This window comes from Streptomyces sp. NPDC001880 (assembly GCF_053594575.1).
The window spans coordinates 1-19,018 of the sequence record NZ_JBSFET010000038.1 but is presented as its reverse complement, the minus strand read 5'-3'; the positions used below and the strand labels follow the sequence as shown (position 1 = coordinate 19,018).

8 protein-coding genes and 1 pseudogene are annotated in these 19,018 nt (G+C 67.1%); 7 read left to right on the top strand and 2 right to left on the bottom strand.

Annotated elements, in window-relative coordinates:
* Positions 1-60: 60 nt before the first annotated feature.
* From drmD to ACWCQ6_RS20905, 7 genes are all read left to right on the top strand, one after another.
* Positions 61-3,261 carry a DISARM system SNF2-like helicase DrmD gene (drmD, locus tag ACWCQ6_RS20935; protein WP_451091266.1) on the top strand — a complete coding sequence of 1,067 codons (3,201 nt, stop codon included), beginning with the start codon at positions 61-63 and terminating at the stop codon, positions 3,259-3,261.
* The gene (locus tag ACWCQ6_RS20930; RefSeq protein WP_451091264.1) at positions 3,258-7,298 is read left to right on the top strand and encodes an Eco57I restriction-modification methylase domain-containing protein; all 4,041 of its coding nucleotides are present in this window, start codon (positions 3,258-3,260) and stop codon (positions 7,296-7,298) included. Before drmD ends, ACWCQ6_RS20930 begins: the two co-directional genes overlap by 4 nt.
* The gene (gene drmA / locus ACWCQ6_RS20925) at positions 7,295-11,053 is read left to right on the top strand and encodes a DISARM system helicase DrmA (protein ID WP_451091262.1); all 3,759 of its coding nucleotides are present in this window, start codon (positions 7,295-7,297) and stop codon (positions 11,051-11,053) included. The genes ACWCQ6_RS20930 and drmA overlap by 4 nt, the downstream gene beginning before the upstream one ends.
* A complete protein-coding gene (gene drmB / locus ACWCQ6_RS20920; RefSeq protein WP_451091260.1) occupies positions 11,050-13,077 on the top strand; it encodes a DrmB family protein in 2,028 nt (675 codons plus the stop codon). Before drmA ends, drmB begins: the two co-directional genes overlap by 4 nt.
* Complete coding sequence (gene drmC, locus ACWCQ6_RS20915) at positions 13,070-13,804, top strand: DISARM system phospholipase D-like protein DrmC (protein WP_451091258.1); 735 nt, start codon at positions 13,070-13,072, stop codon at positions 13,802-13,804. The genes drmB and drmC overlap by 8 nt, the downstream gene beginning before the upstream one ends.
* A 199-nt stretch (positions 13,805-14,003) precedes the next feature.
* Positions 14,004-14,420: a hypothetical protein gene (locus tag ACWCQ6_RS20910; RefSeq protein WP_451091256.1), complete on the top strand. Its 417-nt coding sequence runs from the start codon at positions 14,004-14,006 to the stop codon at positions 14,418-14,420.
* Between the two features lie 219 nt (positions 14,421-14,639).
* Complete coding sequence (locus ACWCQ6_RS20905) at positions 14,640-16,319, top strand: hypothetical protein (RefSeq protein ID WP_451091254.1); 1,680 nt, start codon at positions 14,640-14,642, stop codon at positions 16,317-16,319.
* A 559-nt stretch (positions 16,320-16,878) separates the two neighbouring features.
* On the opposite strand, the gene ACWCQ6_RS20900 is transcribed toward ACWCQ6_RS20905, so the two are convergent.
* Positions 16,879-18,642 carry a recombinase family protein gene (locus ACWCQ6_RS20900; RefSeq protein WP_451091252.1) on the bottom strand — a complete coding sequence of 588 codons (1,764 nt, stop codon included), beginning with the start codon at positions 18,640-18,642 and terminating at the stop codon, positions 16,879-16,881.
* Between the two features lie 19 nt (positions 18,643-18,661).
* Positions 18,662-18,814 (bottom strand): annotated as a pseudogene (locus tag ACWCQ6_RS20895) (nitrate reductase); the annotation flags it as partial.
* Positions 18,815-19,018 lie beyond the last annotated feature (204 nt).

Sequence of the window (19,018 nt, the reverse complement as noted above, 5' to 3'; positions counted from 1 at the left end):
TCCATGTGCCTGGGTGGTTACGCTCCGGTATTGAAGGCATTGGTGAAGGAGTCTGCCCAGGTGGCGACCGCGACGGAGTATCCGCAGGGATCGGCGAGCAGCACCCCGAATACGGCGGCCATTCCGCCGGTCCCAGAGCCGGGACAGGTCGTCAAGGTCCGGGGCTCCACCTGGGCCGTGTCCGACATCCAGAAGCAGGGTCTTCCCCGTAGCCCCGCCGACGAGGGCGTGCCGGGCCTTACCCATGTGGTCAGCCTGCAGTCGCTGGACGAGGACCGGCTCGGGCAGGAGCTAACGGTGGTCTGGGAGCTGGAGGTTGGGCACACCGTCGCCCCGAACCAGGGGCTGCCCGAGGCCGTGCGACCCGAGGCGTTCGACGACCCGAACACCCTCGCCGCATTCGTGGACGCGGTCCGCTGGGGTGCGGTCACCTCGGCGGACGCCAACTCCTACCAGGCCCCCTTCCGTAGCGGCGCGAACGTGGAGGCGTACCAGCTGGTGCCGCTGAGCCGAGCTTTGCAGTCCTCGCGGACGAACCTGCTACTCGCCGACGACGTCGGCCTGGGCAAGACTATCGAGGCCGGGCTTGTCGTGCAGGAGTTGCTGCTGCGGCACCGCGCGCGGTCAGTAGTGATCGTGTGCCCGCCAAGCCTGTCGCTGAAGTGGCAGGACGAGATGCGGGAGAAGTTCGGCCTGGACTTCGTCATCGTCAATAGTGAGCTGATGGCGAAGGTGCGGCGGAGCCACGGGCTGAACGCCAACCCGTTCCGGCTCTTCCCGCGCGTGATCGTGAGCATGGCGTGGCTGCCGTCGCTGCGGGCGCAGCGCCTGCTGCGCGACGTGCTGGCCGATGTGCGCAGCGCGGGGACGGCCAGGCGGTACGCGTTCGATGTGCTGGTGGTCGATGAGGCGCACCATGTGGCGCCGGCCAGCCCGACGACGGCTCCGGGGCAGCGTGGATACGCGGTGGACAGCAAGCGTACGACGGCGACGATGAGGCTCGCCGAGGCATGCGAGCACCGGCTGTTCCTGAGTGCGACGCCGCACAACGGCTATTCGGAGTCGTTCACCGCCCTGCTGGAAATGATCGACGGTCGCCGGTTCACTCGCGGCGCGAGCATCGACGAGCAGGCGCTGAAGGAGGTGATGGTGCGGTGGCTGAAGACCGATCTGCCGGACAAGGGGTTCAAGACCCGGAAGCTGGGGACCCTCCCGTTCACGCCGTTGGAGGAGGAGCAGCAGCAGTTCGCGAGGTTGGAGCGGCTGCTGGCGGACAGTGCCCGGGCGAACGGCAAGGGCTCGGGCGGTGACATCGTCGCGATGCTACTGAAGAAGCGATTCCTGTCCAGCCCGTGGTCGTTCGCCCGCACTCTCGAGCTGTACGAGGGCTCGCAGGGGGATCGCCAGCTTCGAATGGACGACGAAGACCAGTACTACACGGAGGTGCTGGGCAGCGGCCAGTCCGACGAGGAGGAGGGCGCGGCCGAACACCCCGAGTTCACTGCGCTGCGCCACTCCAAAGGCTCGGACCCCTTGGCCGTGGCCACCAGCAGCGAGATCGCCTCGCTCATCGAGTGGGGGCGCCGCTATGAGCACAAGCCGGACTCCCGGCTGGAAGAACTGCTGACTTTCCTCGCCGCAGTCTGCCGGCCAGACGGCACCCACTGGACCAACGAACGCGTCGTGGTGTTCACGGAGTACGCAGCCACCCTCGAATGGATCGAGCGCGTCCTGCGGCAGCGCGGCTACAACGACGTACTGGAGGTCATTCAGGGCTCGACCCCGACCGAGGAGCGGGAGAAGATCCGCGCGCGGTTCACCGAGAGCCCGGACAAGCACCCGGTCCGCGTCCTGCTCGCCACCGACTCCGCCGGCGAGGGCATCGACCTGCAGACCCACTGCCACCGCCTGGTCAACTTCGACATCCCCTTCAACCCGTCCCGCCTGGAGCAGCGCATCGGCCGGATCGACCGGTACGGGCAGACCAAGCACCCTGAGATCTTCCACTTCGTGCCGGTCTCCAGCTCCACGACATACGACGCGGACATGAAGTTCATGGGGATCATCGCGACCAAGGTCGGGCAGGCCACCGAGGACCTCGGCAAGGTCAACCAGGTCATCGATGCCGAGGTGCAGGAACACTTCGCCCCCACCCGTACGGTGCGCAAGGCCCGGCTGACCGCGCCGGACGACGGCAACGAGGTGATCACCCGCGTGCTGGCCAGCGGAATGGAGCTGAACCGCCGGCTCACCAAGCTCTCGGAGACGTACCACGAGAGCAAGGCCGCCATGCATCTCACGCCCGTGAACGCCCGCCGGGTGGTGGACACGGCGCTCACGCTGACCTCGCAGCCCCCGCTCGTCGAGATCGGCGACGACCGCACCGAGGCGCAGGTCTTCGAGATCCCGAACCTCGACCGCTCCTGGCAGCCAGCCCTGCGTGGCCTCGACACCCGCCTGGAGCCTGGCGTCCCGCGCCCCATCACCTTCGACGACCAGGCCGCACAGCACCGCACCGACTTGGTCCACATCCATCTCGGGCACGCCCTCATGCAGCGCGCCACCCGCACCCTGCGCTCCGCGCTCTTCAGCACGGACTCCCCGGTGCACCGGGTCACCGCCGTCATCGCCCCCGGCCTTCCCGAGTCCTGTGTCGCCGCCGTCTCCCGGCTTGTCCTGGTCGGACGCGGCGGGCTGCGCCTGCACGAGGAGGTGTTCCTCACGGGCGTCCGGCTGCGTGGTCAGGCCCTTGCCGAGTCCAAGGTCGAGCAGGTCCTTGACGAGACCCTCGACTCCGCCGATCTGCTCCTCGCCGATGAGAAGGTACGTGCTCACCTCGCCGAGGAGTGGAACGACGACGGCTCCCGGCTGCGCACACGCCTGCTGACCGCGATGGAACGCAAGAGCGCGAGCCGTCAAGAGAAGGTCACCGAGGCGCTCGCCCAGCGCCGGGACGCCGATATCAAGCGCGCCCACGAGATCTTCGGCGCCTTCCGGCTCAACCTGCGCGAGTCCCATGACCGCCTGGAGCAGGCCATCCGAGCTGAGGAAGAGCTGCTGTTCACCGACGACCAGCAGAAGCAGCGACGCCGGGACCTGCACCACATGAACGAGCGCCTGGACAGTCTGGACGACGAGGAGGCGCGCGAGATCGCCTCGATCCAGGAGCGCTACAGCGACATCAAGCCCTACGTATCCGCCGCCGCGGTCGTGTTCGCCCTCACCCCCGAAGACGCGAAGAACGGAGTGGTCCAGGCATGAGCCGCCGCTACCCACCGACCGCCGCCGGCCTGCACCGCGCCTGGCTCGAACTCGTCGACGCGGACGGTCCGTTCCTCGCCGTCCCCGCCCTGGAACGCGTTTACCCCCAGGGCATCCCCCAGCCCGACTCCCGGGCGCTCGATGCCATCAAGGACGCCAAGCCCGCCTTCGAGAAGGCATGGGAGAACTGGGACGAGCACCGGGGTGACGAAGCCGCCCTCGACCTGTACCGCGAGGCCCGCGACACCTGGGTCGACCTCGTCCTGCGCCAGGGCCTGCGCTGGGGCGCCTCCTACACCGTGCCCGCCCCAGCCGCCGCCGAGGTCCGCTCACCCGACTACGCCGTTACCGTGCGCGCCGACGGCGCCCTCGTCCACGGCGACACGAACGGGGCTCTCGTCCTGGTCACCGACCCCACGGACTCCCTGCGCGATCCGCTTACCGACGGCTGGTCGGCCAGCCCCATGGACCGCATGGAGGAGCTGCTGCGCGCCTCCAGTGTCCCCATTGGCGTCGTCACCGACGGCCGCTGGTGGGCGATCGTCAGCACCCGCCCGCAGACCATGGTCGCCTCCGGCATTGTCGACGCCCAGACCTGGATCGAAGAGCCCCAGACCCGCAACGCCTTCATCGAACTCCTCCAGCGCCGCCGCCTGGTCGGCGGCAAGCCGCAGGACCGGCTGACAGAACTCTTCGGCGAGTCCGTCACCGCTGCCGAGAAGATCACCGAAGCGCTCGGCACCCAGGTCCGTCGCGCCGTCGAACTCATCGTCCAGGCCCTGTCCGAAGGCGCCCTGGACGCACAGCGACGCGGCGAGCCCGACCCACTGCCGGCGGCAAGGGGCGAGGTCTACGAGGCCGCCGTCACCGTCATGATGCGCGTCGTCTTCCTCCTCTTCGCCGAAGAACGCGGACTGCTGCCGCAGAGCCGCCTCTTCGCCATGGGATACGGCATCAGCGACGAACTCGACCTCCTCGACGCCCGCGAGAAGGAGGAAGTCGAACTGGCCCTCGATGCCACGTTCCTGACCTGGCACCGGCTCCTTGCCACCTCCCAGGCCCTGTACCGGGGCGCAAGCTTCGAGGACCTGCGCTTGCCTGAGTACGGTGGCTCCCTCTTCGACCCGGCCCGCTTCCCCTTCCTCACCGCCTGCGACTCCCAGGACACCCTGGCCATCACGGTCAGCGACCGTGTCATGCTCGAAGTCCTGCGCGCTGTCCAGTTCGCCCAACTGCCCGGCGGAGCACGACGGATCTCCTTCCGTGACATCGACGTCGAACAGATCGGCTACATCTACGAGGGTCTGCTCGGCTACTCCTGCGAACCCGCCGAAGAGATCATCGTCGGCCTGAACGGCAGCGCGGGATCCGAACCCGAGATCCCTCTCGCCACCCTCGAAGAACTCAGCCGGGCCAAACGCACCGAGACCGCGCTGGCCGACGCGATCCTCGCCTGGATCAAGCAGAACCAGCCGGCCGCGAAGCCGTCCAGCAAAGCCGCCCTCTCCAAGGCCCTCAAGGCGGGCGACACCCTCGACGACACCGAGATCGCCCTGCGCGACGTCACCGACGACCCGGACCTGCGCGATCGGCTCCGCCCGTTCATCGGCATCATCCGCCGCGACCTGCGCAACCGACCGCTGGTGGTCGAGCCCGGCGGTGTTCTGCTGGTGGAGACCCCCTCGCGTGCCTCGGCCGGCGCGCACTACACGCCCCGCTCTCTGGCCGAGGAGGTCGTCCGGTACGCGCTGGAACCTCTCGTCTACTCGCCCGGACCACACCAGACCGCCGACCAGGACGCGTGGCGGCCCATCGACTCCGACCAGATCCTCGACCTACGCATCGCCGACATCGCCTGCGGCTCGGGTGCCTTCCTCGTCGCCGCGGCGCGGTACCTCGCCGACCGGCTCGTCGAAGCATGGCAGCGCGAGGGCGTGGCGTACGGAAGGACACCGCACGACCTGCACGTCCACGCCATAAGGACGGTCGTCGCGACCTGCCTGTACGGCGCCGACATCAACGGCATGGCCGTGGAGATGTGCAAGCTGTCGCTGTGGCTGGTGTCGCTGGACCCGAAGCTCCCGTTCTCCTTTGTCGATGACAAGGTGCTGCATGGCAACGCCCTGCTCGGGCTGACCGATGGTGACCAACTGCGCTGCCTCCACATCGACCCCGCCGAGGCCGGCAACCAGTTCAGCATCTTTGCCTTGGACGTGGACGACATCCTGGACCAGGCCAGGCGCCTCCGCCGTCAGCTCGCCACCGAGGTTGACGACAGCGACCCCCAGCGCTCGGCCGCTACGAAGCGTCGGCAGTGGCGCCGGTACCAGGAACTGACGGCACAGCTTGCCGATGTCGCGGACGGGGTGATCGCGGCCGGGCTGCGGTGGGGCGGGAAGCCTGGGAAGCAGTTGAAGGCGGCGTATGAGGATCTGCGCATCGCGGTGGAGAGGGCGTACCCGGCCGGGGGTGGGGAGACAGACCGAGTGATGCTCGATGACATCAAGGAAGCCGGGCTCACACCGACGGTGATGACGGACTACGAGCGATGGAAGCCGCTGCACTGGATTTTGGCGGTGCCGGATGTCATGGAGCGGGGCGGGTTCGATGCGGTGATCGGGAACCCGCCGTTCCTGGGCGGATCAAAAATTACCGGATCAATGGGGGCCAACATCCGAGATTGGTTCGTCAACTTCCTTGCCAACGCGAAGAAAGGCAATGGAGATCTCGCTGCGTACTTCTTTCTGCGGGCATACGCCATGCTCACCCGACGTGGAGGGCTGGGGCTAATCGCGACGAACACGATCGCACAGGGTGACACCCGACAGGTCGGCCTCGACCAGCTAGTGATGGCTAAATTCACGATCACCCGCGCCATCCAGAGTCGATCCTGGCCTGCAGCCAGCGCAAACCTGGAGTATGCGGCAGTGTGGGGTACGCGGGCCGTCGTGGACTCGGCTGCGACACGAGTGGTCGCCGAGGGTGAGGAGAACGTCGAGGTGGCCCGAATTTCCCCTCTGTTGGAGGCGGGCGGACGTGTAGACGGCACCCCATATCCACTTGTGGAGAAAGACGGGATTGCGTACAACGGCTGCAAGGTCGATGGGCTGGGCTTCGTACTGGATCCCGAGGAGGCGAAAGCCTGGATCGCGGCATCTCCTGCGAACGCAAAAGTTCTATATCCGTACCTCAACGGTGAGAACCTCAATTCACGGCCCGATGCCTCGCCTGCGCGCTGGATCATCGACTTCACCGGCATGTCGGAGGAGCAGGCAAAGATGTACGAGCTGCCGTACCAGCGGGTGCTCGAGCGCGTAAAGCCAGTACGGGCGACAAATAATCGTAAGGTTCGACGCGAGCGCTGGTGGTTGTTCGCAGAGCAGGCTCCTGGGATGCGGGAGGCAATCCGCCACCTCGATAAGGTGCTTGTGATCGCTCTGACGAGTAAATCAGTGGTGCCGCTCCAAGTGCCCGCGGGGCAGGTATTCAGTCACATGCTGGGGGTCTTCGCTACGGACTCCTTCGCCGATCAAGCGGTGCTGTCTTCGTCGCTCCATCAAACTTGGGCCATCAAGTACGGATCTACACTGGAGACCCGTTTCCGGTACACACCATCTGACGTCTTCGATACTTTCCCTCGCCCGCAGCCCACGGGTGACCTCGACAACCTGGGACGGGCCCTCCACGGAGTGCGTCGCGAGATCATGCTTCGCCGCAGCCTTGGCCTCACCAAGCTCTACAACCTGGTCAATGACCCAGACATCTCCGACTCGGCCGACCCCGATGTAGCCCGCCTCCGTGGGATCCACGCCGATCTCGACCGAGCAGTCATGGCGGCTTACGGCTGGGACGACGTCCCCCTGGAGCACGGCTTCCACACCTACCGCCAGATGCAGCGCTGGACGGTGAGCCCCGCCGCCCGGGTGGAGATCCTCGACCGCCTCCTCGAGGAGAACCATCGTCGTGCCGCCTCGCAGGGCGTTGCCAGTCCCGTCGACAACACTGAGGCCACCGAGGAAGAGGAGGGCAACGAGTGACCACCCCCCGGCGCGACAGCGCCCAGCCCGCAGCGACACCCGGCATCCCCCAGGCCCCGGCCTACCGTCTCGCCCTCGAACCCGACGACCGTTCCTGGACCGCCCGGGAGAATCTGGTCGATATCCTGGAGCGTGAGCTCCTTGGCCCGGCGAACGGCCCGGATGAGATCCTCGACGGTGTCCCCGACTCGGCGTACCTGATCGGTCGGATAGCGCCCGTGCGCCTCACCGCCGGCCAGGACGACCCAGGCGAGGCCGGCTCGGACGACGCTGCGACCGACGTGGGCGACGCCGTGGACGCCACCGAGAGCCGGGGCGTGCCGCTCACCGCCGTCGACGACAGCAGCGCGAGTTCGGACGAGGACGAGGTCGAGGACCAGCCACAGAAGCGTGGGCTGATGATCCCGGCTTCGATGGGGCTGCGCTTCCAGATCCTTGAAGATCTCGACGAGTTCACAGTGACCGCCTCGTGGGGCACGTACGAGCCGGTGAAGGAGAAGCGTGGTGAGGGCACCGAAGACGGCGAGGACGCGGCACCCGCTCCGGCTCTCCGTCGTTTCCAGCGCACCCCGCACGCCATCGCGAAGGCGATCAAGGTTGCCGACCTCGAGCTGTCCCGTACGACCGAGATCGTACTCAAGGACAAGGTCCTGCTTCGGGTGGATCGTTACGACGACTCCGAGCGTGGCTGCCGGCTGATCGAGGTGGCGCTGTGCAACGACCGGGAGACCCCCCGCAAGATCCCGGTCGAGGCGTGGCTGTACCAGACCAAGCTGTCGGTGTCGGCCGGTGGCGCTGAGGTGTTCCTGCCGGTCAATGACGTACTCCTGGACACGCGCGAGGAACCGGACGACGAGCTGCGGCGGCTGCGGCTTCAGTACCGCAACCGTCTGGAGTTCGCCCATGGCCGGACCTGCTCGGTGGACTGGGAGGTAGCCGAGGGAGCGCGCAAGGCCAGCGAGGTCTGGACGACGTGGCTGCCGGTGACCGAGACGCCGCAGACGGCCGCCGAGGAGATCGGCGCGGCCCTGCTGGACATGCGCAAGCTCCAGGAGGCGTCGATCGACGAGCTGCGTACGGGGCTTGAGCCGATCGTCGCGGGTTACACGGCCTGGCTGGATGGCGAGGAGCAGCGGGCCGAGGCGCTTCCGGAGCATCTGCGGTCCGAGGGTTTGGACGCGGTCACCGAGGCTCGTCGGGTGCAACGCCAGCTTCAGGACGGCCTGAAGCATCTCCTCGGGAACGAGGAGGCGCTGCGCTGCTTCCGGTTCATGAACCGAGTGATGGCCGATCAGCGCGTGCAGTCGCAGGTTGCGGAGCGGCGGGCGAGCAGGCCGGAGGAGAGCATCGACGAGGCCCGCGAAGCGATCCTCGCGGAGAAGGGAGCCCTGGCGCATTCATGGCGTACCTTCCAGCTCGCCTTCGTGCTCATGCAGTTGCCTCTGCTGTCTGACCCGACGGCCGAGAAGCGGTCGGGGGATCTGGCCAAGGCACAGCTGCTGTTCTTCCCGACCGGTGGTGGTAAGACGGAGGCGTATCTCGGTCTTGCCGCGTACATCTTCGCGATCCGTCGCCGCCAGGGTGTCGTGGATGCCTTCGACGGTCCGTTGGATGGGCGGTCCGGAGTCGCCGTCCTCATGCGGTACACGTTGCGCCTGCTCACCGCCCAGCAGTTCCAGCGCGCCACCGCCTTGGTGTGCGCGGCGGAACTGGCGCGGCGCGATGATGTGGCGACGTGGGGGGATGAGCCGTTCCGGATCGGGCTGTGGGTCGGTACCGATGTGAGCCCCAAGAGGTACGACGAGGCAGCCACTCAGCTTCAGAACGCTCACGGAGGCCGTGGCTATCGCTTGACGGTGCTGCAGATCCAGCGTTGTCCGTGGTGCGGGACGCGGGTCGAGGCCCGTGATGTGCGGACCGAGCCCACGCTGCGCCGGGTGTACGTGTACTGCGGCGATGAGCTGGCCGACTGTCCGTTCGCCGACGGAGGTGAGGTCCCGGAGGGGCTGCCCGTTCTCACGGTGGACGAGGAGATCTACCGGCTCGCGCCGGCGTTCGTCATTGCGACCGTGGATAAGTTCGCCCGCTTGGCGCGGGAGGGTGAGGCCGCTTCGCTGTTCGGGCACGTCTCGCGGCGCTGCGAGCGGCACGGCTTCGTGCACCCCGACTACCAGCAGTGCGACATCAAGGACGGCAACAAGCATCCCAAGAAGGACGGCTGGCCGGCGGCCCCCGTTCACCCGGCCACACGGCTGCGGCCCCCGGATCTCGTCATCCAGGACGAGCTGCACCTGATCACCGGAGCGCTCGGCACGACGGTGGGCCTCTTCGAGGTGGCCATCGACGTGATGACCGACTGGCGGGCGAAGGACGGGCGCCCCGTACGTCCGCTGCTCGTCGCCTCCACAGCCACTGCCCGAAACGCGTCGGAGCAGGTGCGCGCGCTGTATGGCCGTGATGTCACCATCTTCCCGCCGCAGGTCCTGGACGCCGGCAACACCTACTTCTCCAAGGAGATCCCGGTCTCCGAGAAGCACCCGGGGCGCCGGTACGTCGGGATCAGCACGACCGGCGTGCGCCTGACCACGGCGGAGATTCGAGTCGCCGAGGTGTTGCTGGCCGGCGGACAGCTGCTTCTCGACCGGTCCGGACGCGTGGCCGACCCGTACATGAGCCTGGTCGGCTACTTCAGCGCCACCCGCGAACTCGCCGGAATGGCTCGGTACATGAGCGATGACATCCAGACCGCGCTCGCCAAGGGCCGACCATGGTCGAAGCTCCCGCGCCGCACCGGCACCGACTATGGTTCGCTGCACGTTGCCGAGCTGACCTCGCGCGTGGCCAGCGCGGACATCACCGCGACCCTGGACCAGATGGCGACAACGTTCGACCCGGGTTTCGACTCCACCGCGGGCAAGCGGAACCGGCGCGCCCTGCGGGAGGCGAAGAAACCGGAACCCACGCGTGAGGTCAATCCGTACGACGTGGTCCTGGCCACCTCAATGCTCCAGGTGGGCGTGGACGTCACCCGCCTCGGCTTGATGCTCGTGGTCGGACAGCCGAAGAACACTGCGGAGTACATCCAGGCGTCCTCCCGTGTCGGCCGTACTGCGGACCGGCCGGGCCTGGTGGTCGCGCTTGGGAACTGGGCGCGGCCGAGGGACCTCGCCCACTTCGAGCAGTTCCGCCACTACCACGAGACGTTCTACGCCCAGGTAGAGGCGCTGTCCGTGACTCCATTCTCAGTGACCTCCATGGAACGTGGTCTGGACGGCGTGCTGGTCAGTGCCGCCCGCGTCCTGCAGGCCGCCAAGGCCGGCCACGGCCAAGGACTGTCCCCGGAGGACGGGGCGGCCCGTATCGAGGCCGAGCAGCACTTCGCGGGCGAACTCGTCGACGCGCTCGTCCGCCGCGTTGCGCGGGCTGGCGACGAGGACGCCGCCCATCGGGCCCGCATGCGTCTGGAGAACCGGCTCGACCAATGGGGCAAGCGGCGCAAGCACCTCGTGGAACTGCGCAAGTCCCTGGTGTACGAGAGGGTCCTGGACGAGAGCCGGCACGACGCGCTGATGATGAGCGCAGAGAACGCCAAGGCAGGCATCGACACCCGAGATGCCGCACCGTTCGTCGTGGCGAACTCGATGCGCGAGGTACAGCCGGAGATCAACCTTCTGGTGAGCCCGATCAAGGAACGACTCGTGTACCGCACACCCGACCATGCCCCTCAGTGGAAGATGCCGGAGGACAACTCGTGAGTGACGAGACGCGCTTCGTCTACGACGTCGCCCACGCCGTGGACCCGCTGGGCGACCTGGAGCAGGAGGCGGACAAGGCCGCCAAGCACAACCGTGCCAAGGTCGGCTCTGCCCGTCCCTCCTCCCTGCTCTACACCTATGGTCCCGGCGCGATCATGGACTTGCCGCAGTTCACGATCATGCCCACCGGTCTGGACGATTGGGACCGCATCTGGCGACGCCGCGAGTCCGCGCCCCCGCAGATCCATGCTCCGCGCCTGCGCGATGTGGTCCGAATGATGCTGCGCTCGCCCGACGTGCAGCTGCGGCCGTATCCCTGGCAGCCGAAGAAGTACAGCCGGTCTGCCGAAGGCAACGACCTCGGCGTCCCGTCTCGGGTCTTCCCGCAGTGGCTGCGGTGCACGGGCTGCGACATGCTCGGACTGCTCGCCCAGTTCGACTACCGCAACACGCACCCCTTCCGAACAGACCTGGCGGTCTTCGAGCACGCGAAGTGCCCGGGCCGGGCAGGGTCCGGCACTCGCAAGGCGATGCGCCGCACCGCCATCCCAGCCCGGTATCTGCTGGCCTGCGTCGACGGCCACCTGGACGAGTTCCCGTACGACCTGTGGGCACACCGCGGGCAACGGTGCAGCAAGGCGGAACTGCCCGCCCTGAAGATGGTCGACCGGACCGCCGGCAAAGGCGCCTCGGCCGTCATCCACTGCGCTTCCTGCGACATGCGGCGACCCATGAACGAGGCCCAGGGCGAGGCCGGCAGGGCGAAACTCCCACAGTGCCGAGGCCGCCACCCTCACTTGGATGCCTTCGAGCCCAAGGGCTGCCGCAACGAGACCCGCCTGATGCTCGTCGGAGCCTCCAACCTGTGGTTCCCGGCCACCCAGTCGATCATCGTGATGCCGGAGTCCCAGGAGGAGAAGGCCAGCGACCTGGCCGACCGGGTCCGCACCGCCCTCGGCGACAAGCTCGCCAAGTACCGCCACAACCTGGACATGATCCGGGATCTCCTGGACGACCGCGTCGACGTCACCGCCATGCCCGACCACGACCTGGAACAGATCCTTCAGGCGGCCTCCGCCCCCACTGACACCCCGGAGGAGCAGGAGGAGAAGCTCCGCGACTGGGACCCGGTCGACCTACTCGTCCCCGAATGGCGATACCTGCTGCGCGACATCGTCGGCACCCGCGTCGAGGACCCCAAGAGCGGACTCACACTCTCCACCCGCGATCGGGGCGACGCTCTGCAACCAGAGATCACCCGCGTACTCGCAGTCGAACGCCTCCGCAAGGTGAATGCCCTGGTCGGCTTCACCCGCATCGACGACATGGACCGCGTCGGCGACCTCCCGCGCCGCCTGGCCCCACTGACGCGTACGTCCCGGCCGAGCTGGACCGTGGCCACCGAGGACCGGGGCGAAGGCATCTTCCTCCAGCTCGACGAGAACGCCGTCGCCGCATGGGAGAAGCGAGTCCTGGACACTGACCTGTGGAAACTCCACCGAGAGGCACACCGCAGAAACTTCGAGCGCCGCTTCTCCGACACGGCGGGCCAGATCGACCCCGACAGCCGCCTGAAGCCCCCGCGCTACTGGCTCGTCCACACCCTCGCCCACATCCTCATCCGCGAACTCGCCCTGACCTGCGGCTATTCGGCCGCCAGCCTCAGCGAACGCCTCTACGCCTGGCCCGCCGCCGAGGGCCGCGACCCCGCGGCTGGCCTTCTCATCTGCACCACCGCCTCAGACAGCGACGGCACCCTCGGCGGCCTCGTACAGCTCAGCGAGCCCACACGCCTCCAGCGGGTCGTCGGCAGCGCACTGCGCAAGGCCGCACGCTGTTCCTCCGACCCCATCTGCTCCAAGCGCACGCCACAGGATCCCGAGGACTTCCTCCACGGCGCCGCCTGCCACTGCTGCGTCATGGCCTCGGAGACCTCCTGCGAGCGCGCCAACCGCTTCCTCGACCGCCGCTTCCTCCTCGACCTGCCCGGCAGCGACCTCGGCTTCTTCCAGGCCCATGAGTGACGCGAACGCGCCACGCCAGCTGGGCCGGCTTCTGACAGGAACCGAGGCCAAGGACATAGCGGACCGCTTGGCCGACGGCGACACCTTGACCTCCGCCCTCAAGGTCGTCGCGGTCGGCCAGCGGGCAGAAATCCGGCGGCTGCTGGAGGCCGTCGGTGGCGGTCCCGGAGCGGCTCCCCAACAGATCCTGGTCCTGAGGGCGATCGAGGGGGCACGGGCACTTCCGACCACGCTGTCACCGCTGTGGACCATGCCCGGACACCTCGCCCAGAGCGGACCGCTCACCACCTCGGTCACCCGCCTCGTCGACAGCGCCCGCCATGCAATCACCTGCTCGACCTTCAACTTCCAGCGCAGTTCGGCACTCTGGACATCGCTTCGGAAGGCCGCACAGCGCGACGGCGTCGCCGTCTGCGTTTACATGGACACCCGGGCCGCCAACGGCAGCGGACAGCACTGGTCGCCATCAACCAGAGAGGTAGCCGCGCACCTGGCCCCGGCAGCGGTCTGGTGCACCAAGGAATTCGACGGCGGCTACGTTCGCAACCACGCCAAGTTCCTCGCCATCGACCACCACCTCCTCCTGGTCACGAGCGCGAACTTCTCCTGGAGCGCGGAGAACAACAACGTCGAGTTCGGCGTCCTCATCGACAACCCGAACCTCACCGAAGCCGTCGAGCGCGAGCTGCGGGAGGCAGAGGGGGCCCTATACGAACAGATCTCCTGACGGGCCCGGTCTGGGCGCCCGCCAGCCAAGGGTCGGGCACTTCGGCGCTACAGCATCGACAACAAGCACGACGACACCGATCCCTTCCGAGATGAAGGACACATCGCCCAGTGACTGAGACCGACTGGCATTTGGTCGCGGATGGACTTCGCCACTTTTCCCGCTCCGGTTGCCGCCGCCTTGCTTAAAATCTTCCGAGATGGCCGACGCCTTGCTCCATGAGGAGCTCGTCTCCATCCATCAGGCGTGCCGGTCAGCAGGCGCACCCGCGATTGAGCGCCCTGTCCCCTCCGTCCGCGACGCGATGTCGCAGACACCAGCGTGGCTGGTCAACTTCATGGACCTCGCCGAACGGCTGCGAGGCCGAAGCCCCATCGCCCGCCAGCTGCCGCAGACCATCGACCTGGCGGTATTCGACGCCCTACTTGGAGGCGACGCTTGGAAGGCGCCGGCGTTCGGTCACCTCTTCGCACGCGAGCATCGACAGGCACTGGGAAATGCCATGGACTGCCTGTCGAAGGCGGTGCCAGAGTTGACGAAACATCTCCTCCCCTTGAAGGACCTGCCCTTCGACCGAGCCGCAACAGCCTCGCTCAGCCAGTCGAAGCATCAGTGATCACGTACCTGGGCTGGGGCAGGCACCTGCCTGCCCCAGCCCAGGCCGCCCTCTTCAATGAACTGCACGTGAGAGGCTGGCCGTGCCCACATTCCGAGCCGAGGGTGCTGGTGTGCGGAAGTTGCCGCTGATCGTGGCCGCATGGGGCACAATGCACTGGTGATAGGTGGGAACCCGAATCGCCGCCCGGTGGAGCACCCCGCGCCGACCGACGCAACCGTGAAACAGCTGTACGGAACCGCCTTCCGCTGCGGCAAGCCGGACTGCCAGCGCCCCTTGTTCCGGTTGGACAACGAGACCGGCGATCGGACCCTCAACAGCCGTGTCGCGCACATCAACGCTCGCAGGGAGGGTGGCCCCCGATGGAACCCCGGCATGTCGGGCGAGGAGAACCGCAGCGCGGAAAACCTGCTCCTGCTATGCATCGAGCACTCGTACGAGATCGATGAAAAAGCCGCCCGGTTCCCTCCGGAGATGCTTCGGGAGTGGAAGGCGGCGCAACTGGCCGAGCACGACCAGATTCAGCGGTCGTGGCACCTGAACAACGATGAAGTTGCGGAAGCATCCGCCCTCTCCTTCGACCCCCATCAGCTGAGCATCGCCACGGCCAGTGCGACGACGGTCATGGCGGCCGCCCGGGCAGTCGGGAAGATGATGAGCGTCGGTCGCCAACGACGTCGCCTCGCGCATCAAGCGGCCCAGGAATGGCAGGCATTGCGCCTCCGCACAAACAGGACGATGCCCACTTTCGATCTGAACGGGGACCGCCTGACCGTCGAGCCCTCCAGAGCAGAGACCAAGCCCCACGAGGAAGCACTGAACAGAGCTCTCGCCGAGAGCCAGGCCGAACTCGAGCCCCTGGCCGTCGAGGTCGTTGCCGAGCTCCACGCCGTATCTGCCGCCGACCAGAGCCTCGGGCCATGGTGCGACTGGGTAGAACGACAGGTCGAAGAACTGATTGCCACAGCAGGCCGCTGGCCGGGCCGGCCACCGACCGACGACGACCAGGCATGGCCAGACGCGGTCGCCGAGCTGCAACGCGCCTCAGCGGCCCTGAGCGCCGCCTGGCGGAGGGACCGGACAGCCTCCCCGCCCGAGCCGGCCCCCGCCATCTCTGGGCCTATTGAGACAGATCAACAGCGTGCGGTCCGGGAGCACTGGGAACTACTGGAATCGGCAGGCCCCTGGGGCCGGGTGAACCACCGTGACTATGACGCGCCGCTGTACGCACGCCTGACGGAGGCGCTGCCATTGGCGAATGCTCTTCCCCTCGTGCCATCGCTGATGCCAATGGGGCTAGACGTTACGGCCCGGCGTGCAGCGACTGTAGCCCGCAATGCCGACGAGACCGCCTACTGTGCCCTCATCCGTCAGGCCACCAAGCAGACGTCTCTGGCTGCCTCGGTTGTTCTGCTTCAGCATCTCGGCGCCATCGCGAAACAGCAGGGTCGCGAGGAATTGCAGGATGCGGCAGCCGCCGAAGCCACCAAACTCCTGCTGGCTGAGGACTGGAAGTCTCCCGCTGTCTGGGTAGACAACAGAAACTACGCACGAAGGCTGCTTGCATGGACTGCGGGCGCCAGCCACAGCGGAGAAGTTCGGGACACCCTCAAGACAGCATTCGAGGGAAACCCAGACCTGCTGCCGGCGGTGATCGAAGCGATGGGGCAGTGGGGTGAGGCCTTCAGCCGTGACGGAACCGATCCAACTCGGATATTCCAGCGGATTTCCGAATTGCCGGATTGGTTTCCCACGGGGCTGGTCGCAGACCTCATCAAGCAGACGTTCCCAGCGGTCTCTGCAGCCGACGAATTTGGCAGCGAGCGATACAGCGACGTGGTGCAGCGACTCGCCAGTCAGATCCTGTGGATCGCCGAGGGCAACAGCAACGAGTGGTAACACGGGGTCCGTCCAGCGTTGCTCAGCCGAAGGCGAGTTCGCGGAAGCTAGAAGAAGTACCGGGTCGGCATGAAACAGGCCCTGCGGCGGCTGGCGCAAGGGCCACACGCTCCGCCCGAAGCACTTCGCTCACTGGACCTGGACGGCCCCGGCAGGGGCGAGGCCAAAACGACAAGAGCTGTATGACGGGAGACTGTCACTACGGTTCCGTGGGAGCCCGGGGGGTGAGATTCCCCCCGGGCGACCCCACTATTAGCACAGCTTTCCGGTGGCTCCAAGCAGTTGAATCTCCAGAACATCGGCTGATCGCCGTCCGTCCCCACAGACTGGCGAGCTTGCGTCGATTGTTGAGGAGTACCTGAATGCATCTGGCATCTGAGCGGAGCCAAGCCAGCCAGCCGCAGAGGATTCGCAGGGCAGTAGTCCGCCCGTACGACCGCCGGACCACCGTTCGGACCAGGCAGCACTGCCTCGAAGATTTCTGCTTGGTGGCCGCCGAGTTGGCTGTGAAGTACGACCTGGTCCGGACGGCGGGGAACGAAGCGGGGAACTCCATGCCCTACAACGTGATTGGCTCCGGAGGTGCTTCCCACATCGCGTAGACCGTGTACTTGTCGGAGTGATTGCGGCCCCGCGCGACCTCCACTGTGCGAATCACCGGCTTCAACAGAGCCCGACGGTCGTCGTGGTCAGCGGCTTCCCAGAGATCCAAGATCTTGACGAACATGTTCCGGTCCGGCCGGGGCAGGACCGTTGGCTTGTCCTGGAGCTGATGCTTCAGGTCCTCTTCCTCCACCCGTAGTCCGGCGCGCTGCGTCTCCAGTTCTGCCCGCTTGCGTCGCGCGGCGTCGGCCGACACCAGGCCATCAAGTACGGCGTCGGTGAGCCTGTCCTCCCTTGCAGTGATCTCCGCCAGCACCTGCTCGATCTCACGAAGCCGGCGCACCGCTTGCTCGACGGCCGGGGATTCGGGGCTCGACACCACCTCGACAGCCCGCCGGCCCACTGACGACTCCAACCCGGGCTCCTGCTCGGCGAGGTCGCGAAGCCACTGCACCACTGCTTCCTCGGCTCCAGCCAGCGTGGCGTACACCCCGTTCCCGGGACAGTCCTTGAACTTCATGTGCCGGGTGCAGCGGTACAGCACATCACGCGAGTCAGGCAGGCCGTTGATCCACGGACGCTGCACCTTCTTCGCCCGGAGCATGGAGTGCATTGATCGGTGGCAGCCGACGCAGCTCAGGAAGCCTGAGACGCTGTACTTCGCCCGGAAGCTGTGGCCCTTGTCGTCGTTGCTGGACAGCCGTCGTTCGACGTAGGCGTCCCAGAGGCGCTCGCACTCCACCGTGTCGTCGATCACCGCCTGGTGAGCGCCCCGGTAATAGAGGTAGGTCGTGAGGTCTCGGTGCAGGGATGTGCGCTCCAGCTTCGTCCCACCTTCGGGCGTCTCGACTGTGCGGTGCAGCAGTTCAGGAACCTGGTAACGGACGAAGCCGAGGCCGAAACCGGAGTCGAGGATCTGGTACAGGGCCCCGGCATCGATATCAGTGCCGGTGTAGTGCTTCACGCCCTGCTCCTTCAGCCACAGCACCATGCCGCGTACCGACTCACCGGCCGCGTACCTCTGGTAGAGGGACGCCAGGATCGGTCCCGTCACCCGGTCGATCCTCAGGATCCCGTCCTTGCAGCGTGGGCAGGTGAGGAGCTTCTTGCCACGTTCCGGGGGAGGGCAGACGTCGCAGCGGAAGTATCCGAATCGGCCGCGGGAGCCGTGCGCCAGGCCGGCCCGGCGGCGCCGCTCGATGGTGTCCCTCCACGAGTCGGACTTCTGGTTGGACTCCAATTCGGCGATGTTCAGCATCTGCGCGATCGCGAACTTGCCGATCGTCGTCTTGCCGTCGAAGTCCTCGCGCGCTGCCCGAACCTCGATGCCGTAGTTGGTGAGGGTGTCGAGGTGCTGGAGTGACTCCCGCAGGTTGCGGCCGAAGCGGGACCAGATCCAGAGGATCAGTACGTCGAACTCGCGCCGCCGTGCCATGTCGATGATGTCGGCGATGCTGCGGTTATCGAACGCGCGGCCAGACTTTCCGATGTCGACGATCGGGTCCATCACGACCTCGATGTCCTCGCGCTCCGCCAGCTTCCCGGCATGCTCCACCTGGAGTTCCGGGCTGATCATGTCGGGCCGGTCCTTGGAGACCCGGACGTAGATGACGCCGCGCTTGCGGCGTTGCTCGGGCTGCGGTAGGTCCAGCGACACCCCGGTGGGGGAGGAGGGAGCCGGAACGGTGGGACGGAGGCGGATCGGAGCGGGGCTGTGCATGTCGGTGATGTTAGTTCCGAGCGACGAACGACGCGCCGAACATCGCGACCACGTGCTGGGCGCCCAGTCCGAACGTACGGGGCCAGGAGAGCCGTTCGTCCGGCCGGACCACGGCCCCCGGTGCGGGGGTCTTCCCGTCGCCGTGCAAGGTCCAGCGCACGCCGAGGCCCATGGTCGCTCCCTGTTGTGTAGGTGCGGAGCCGAGCGCCTCGCCGGGCACGTCGCTGCCGCAGAAATGATCAGCGCCATGGTAATGCCGGACCGTGGCGTGCTCGCGGCCGGGCCATGGCCCCTGAGCACGGCCGATGCGGGTGCCGCGGGGCCGGCGGCCTCGCGGGCCCCGCCGGGGCGCAGGGTCCGGGAGGGGATTTCGTAT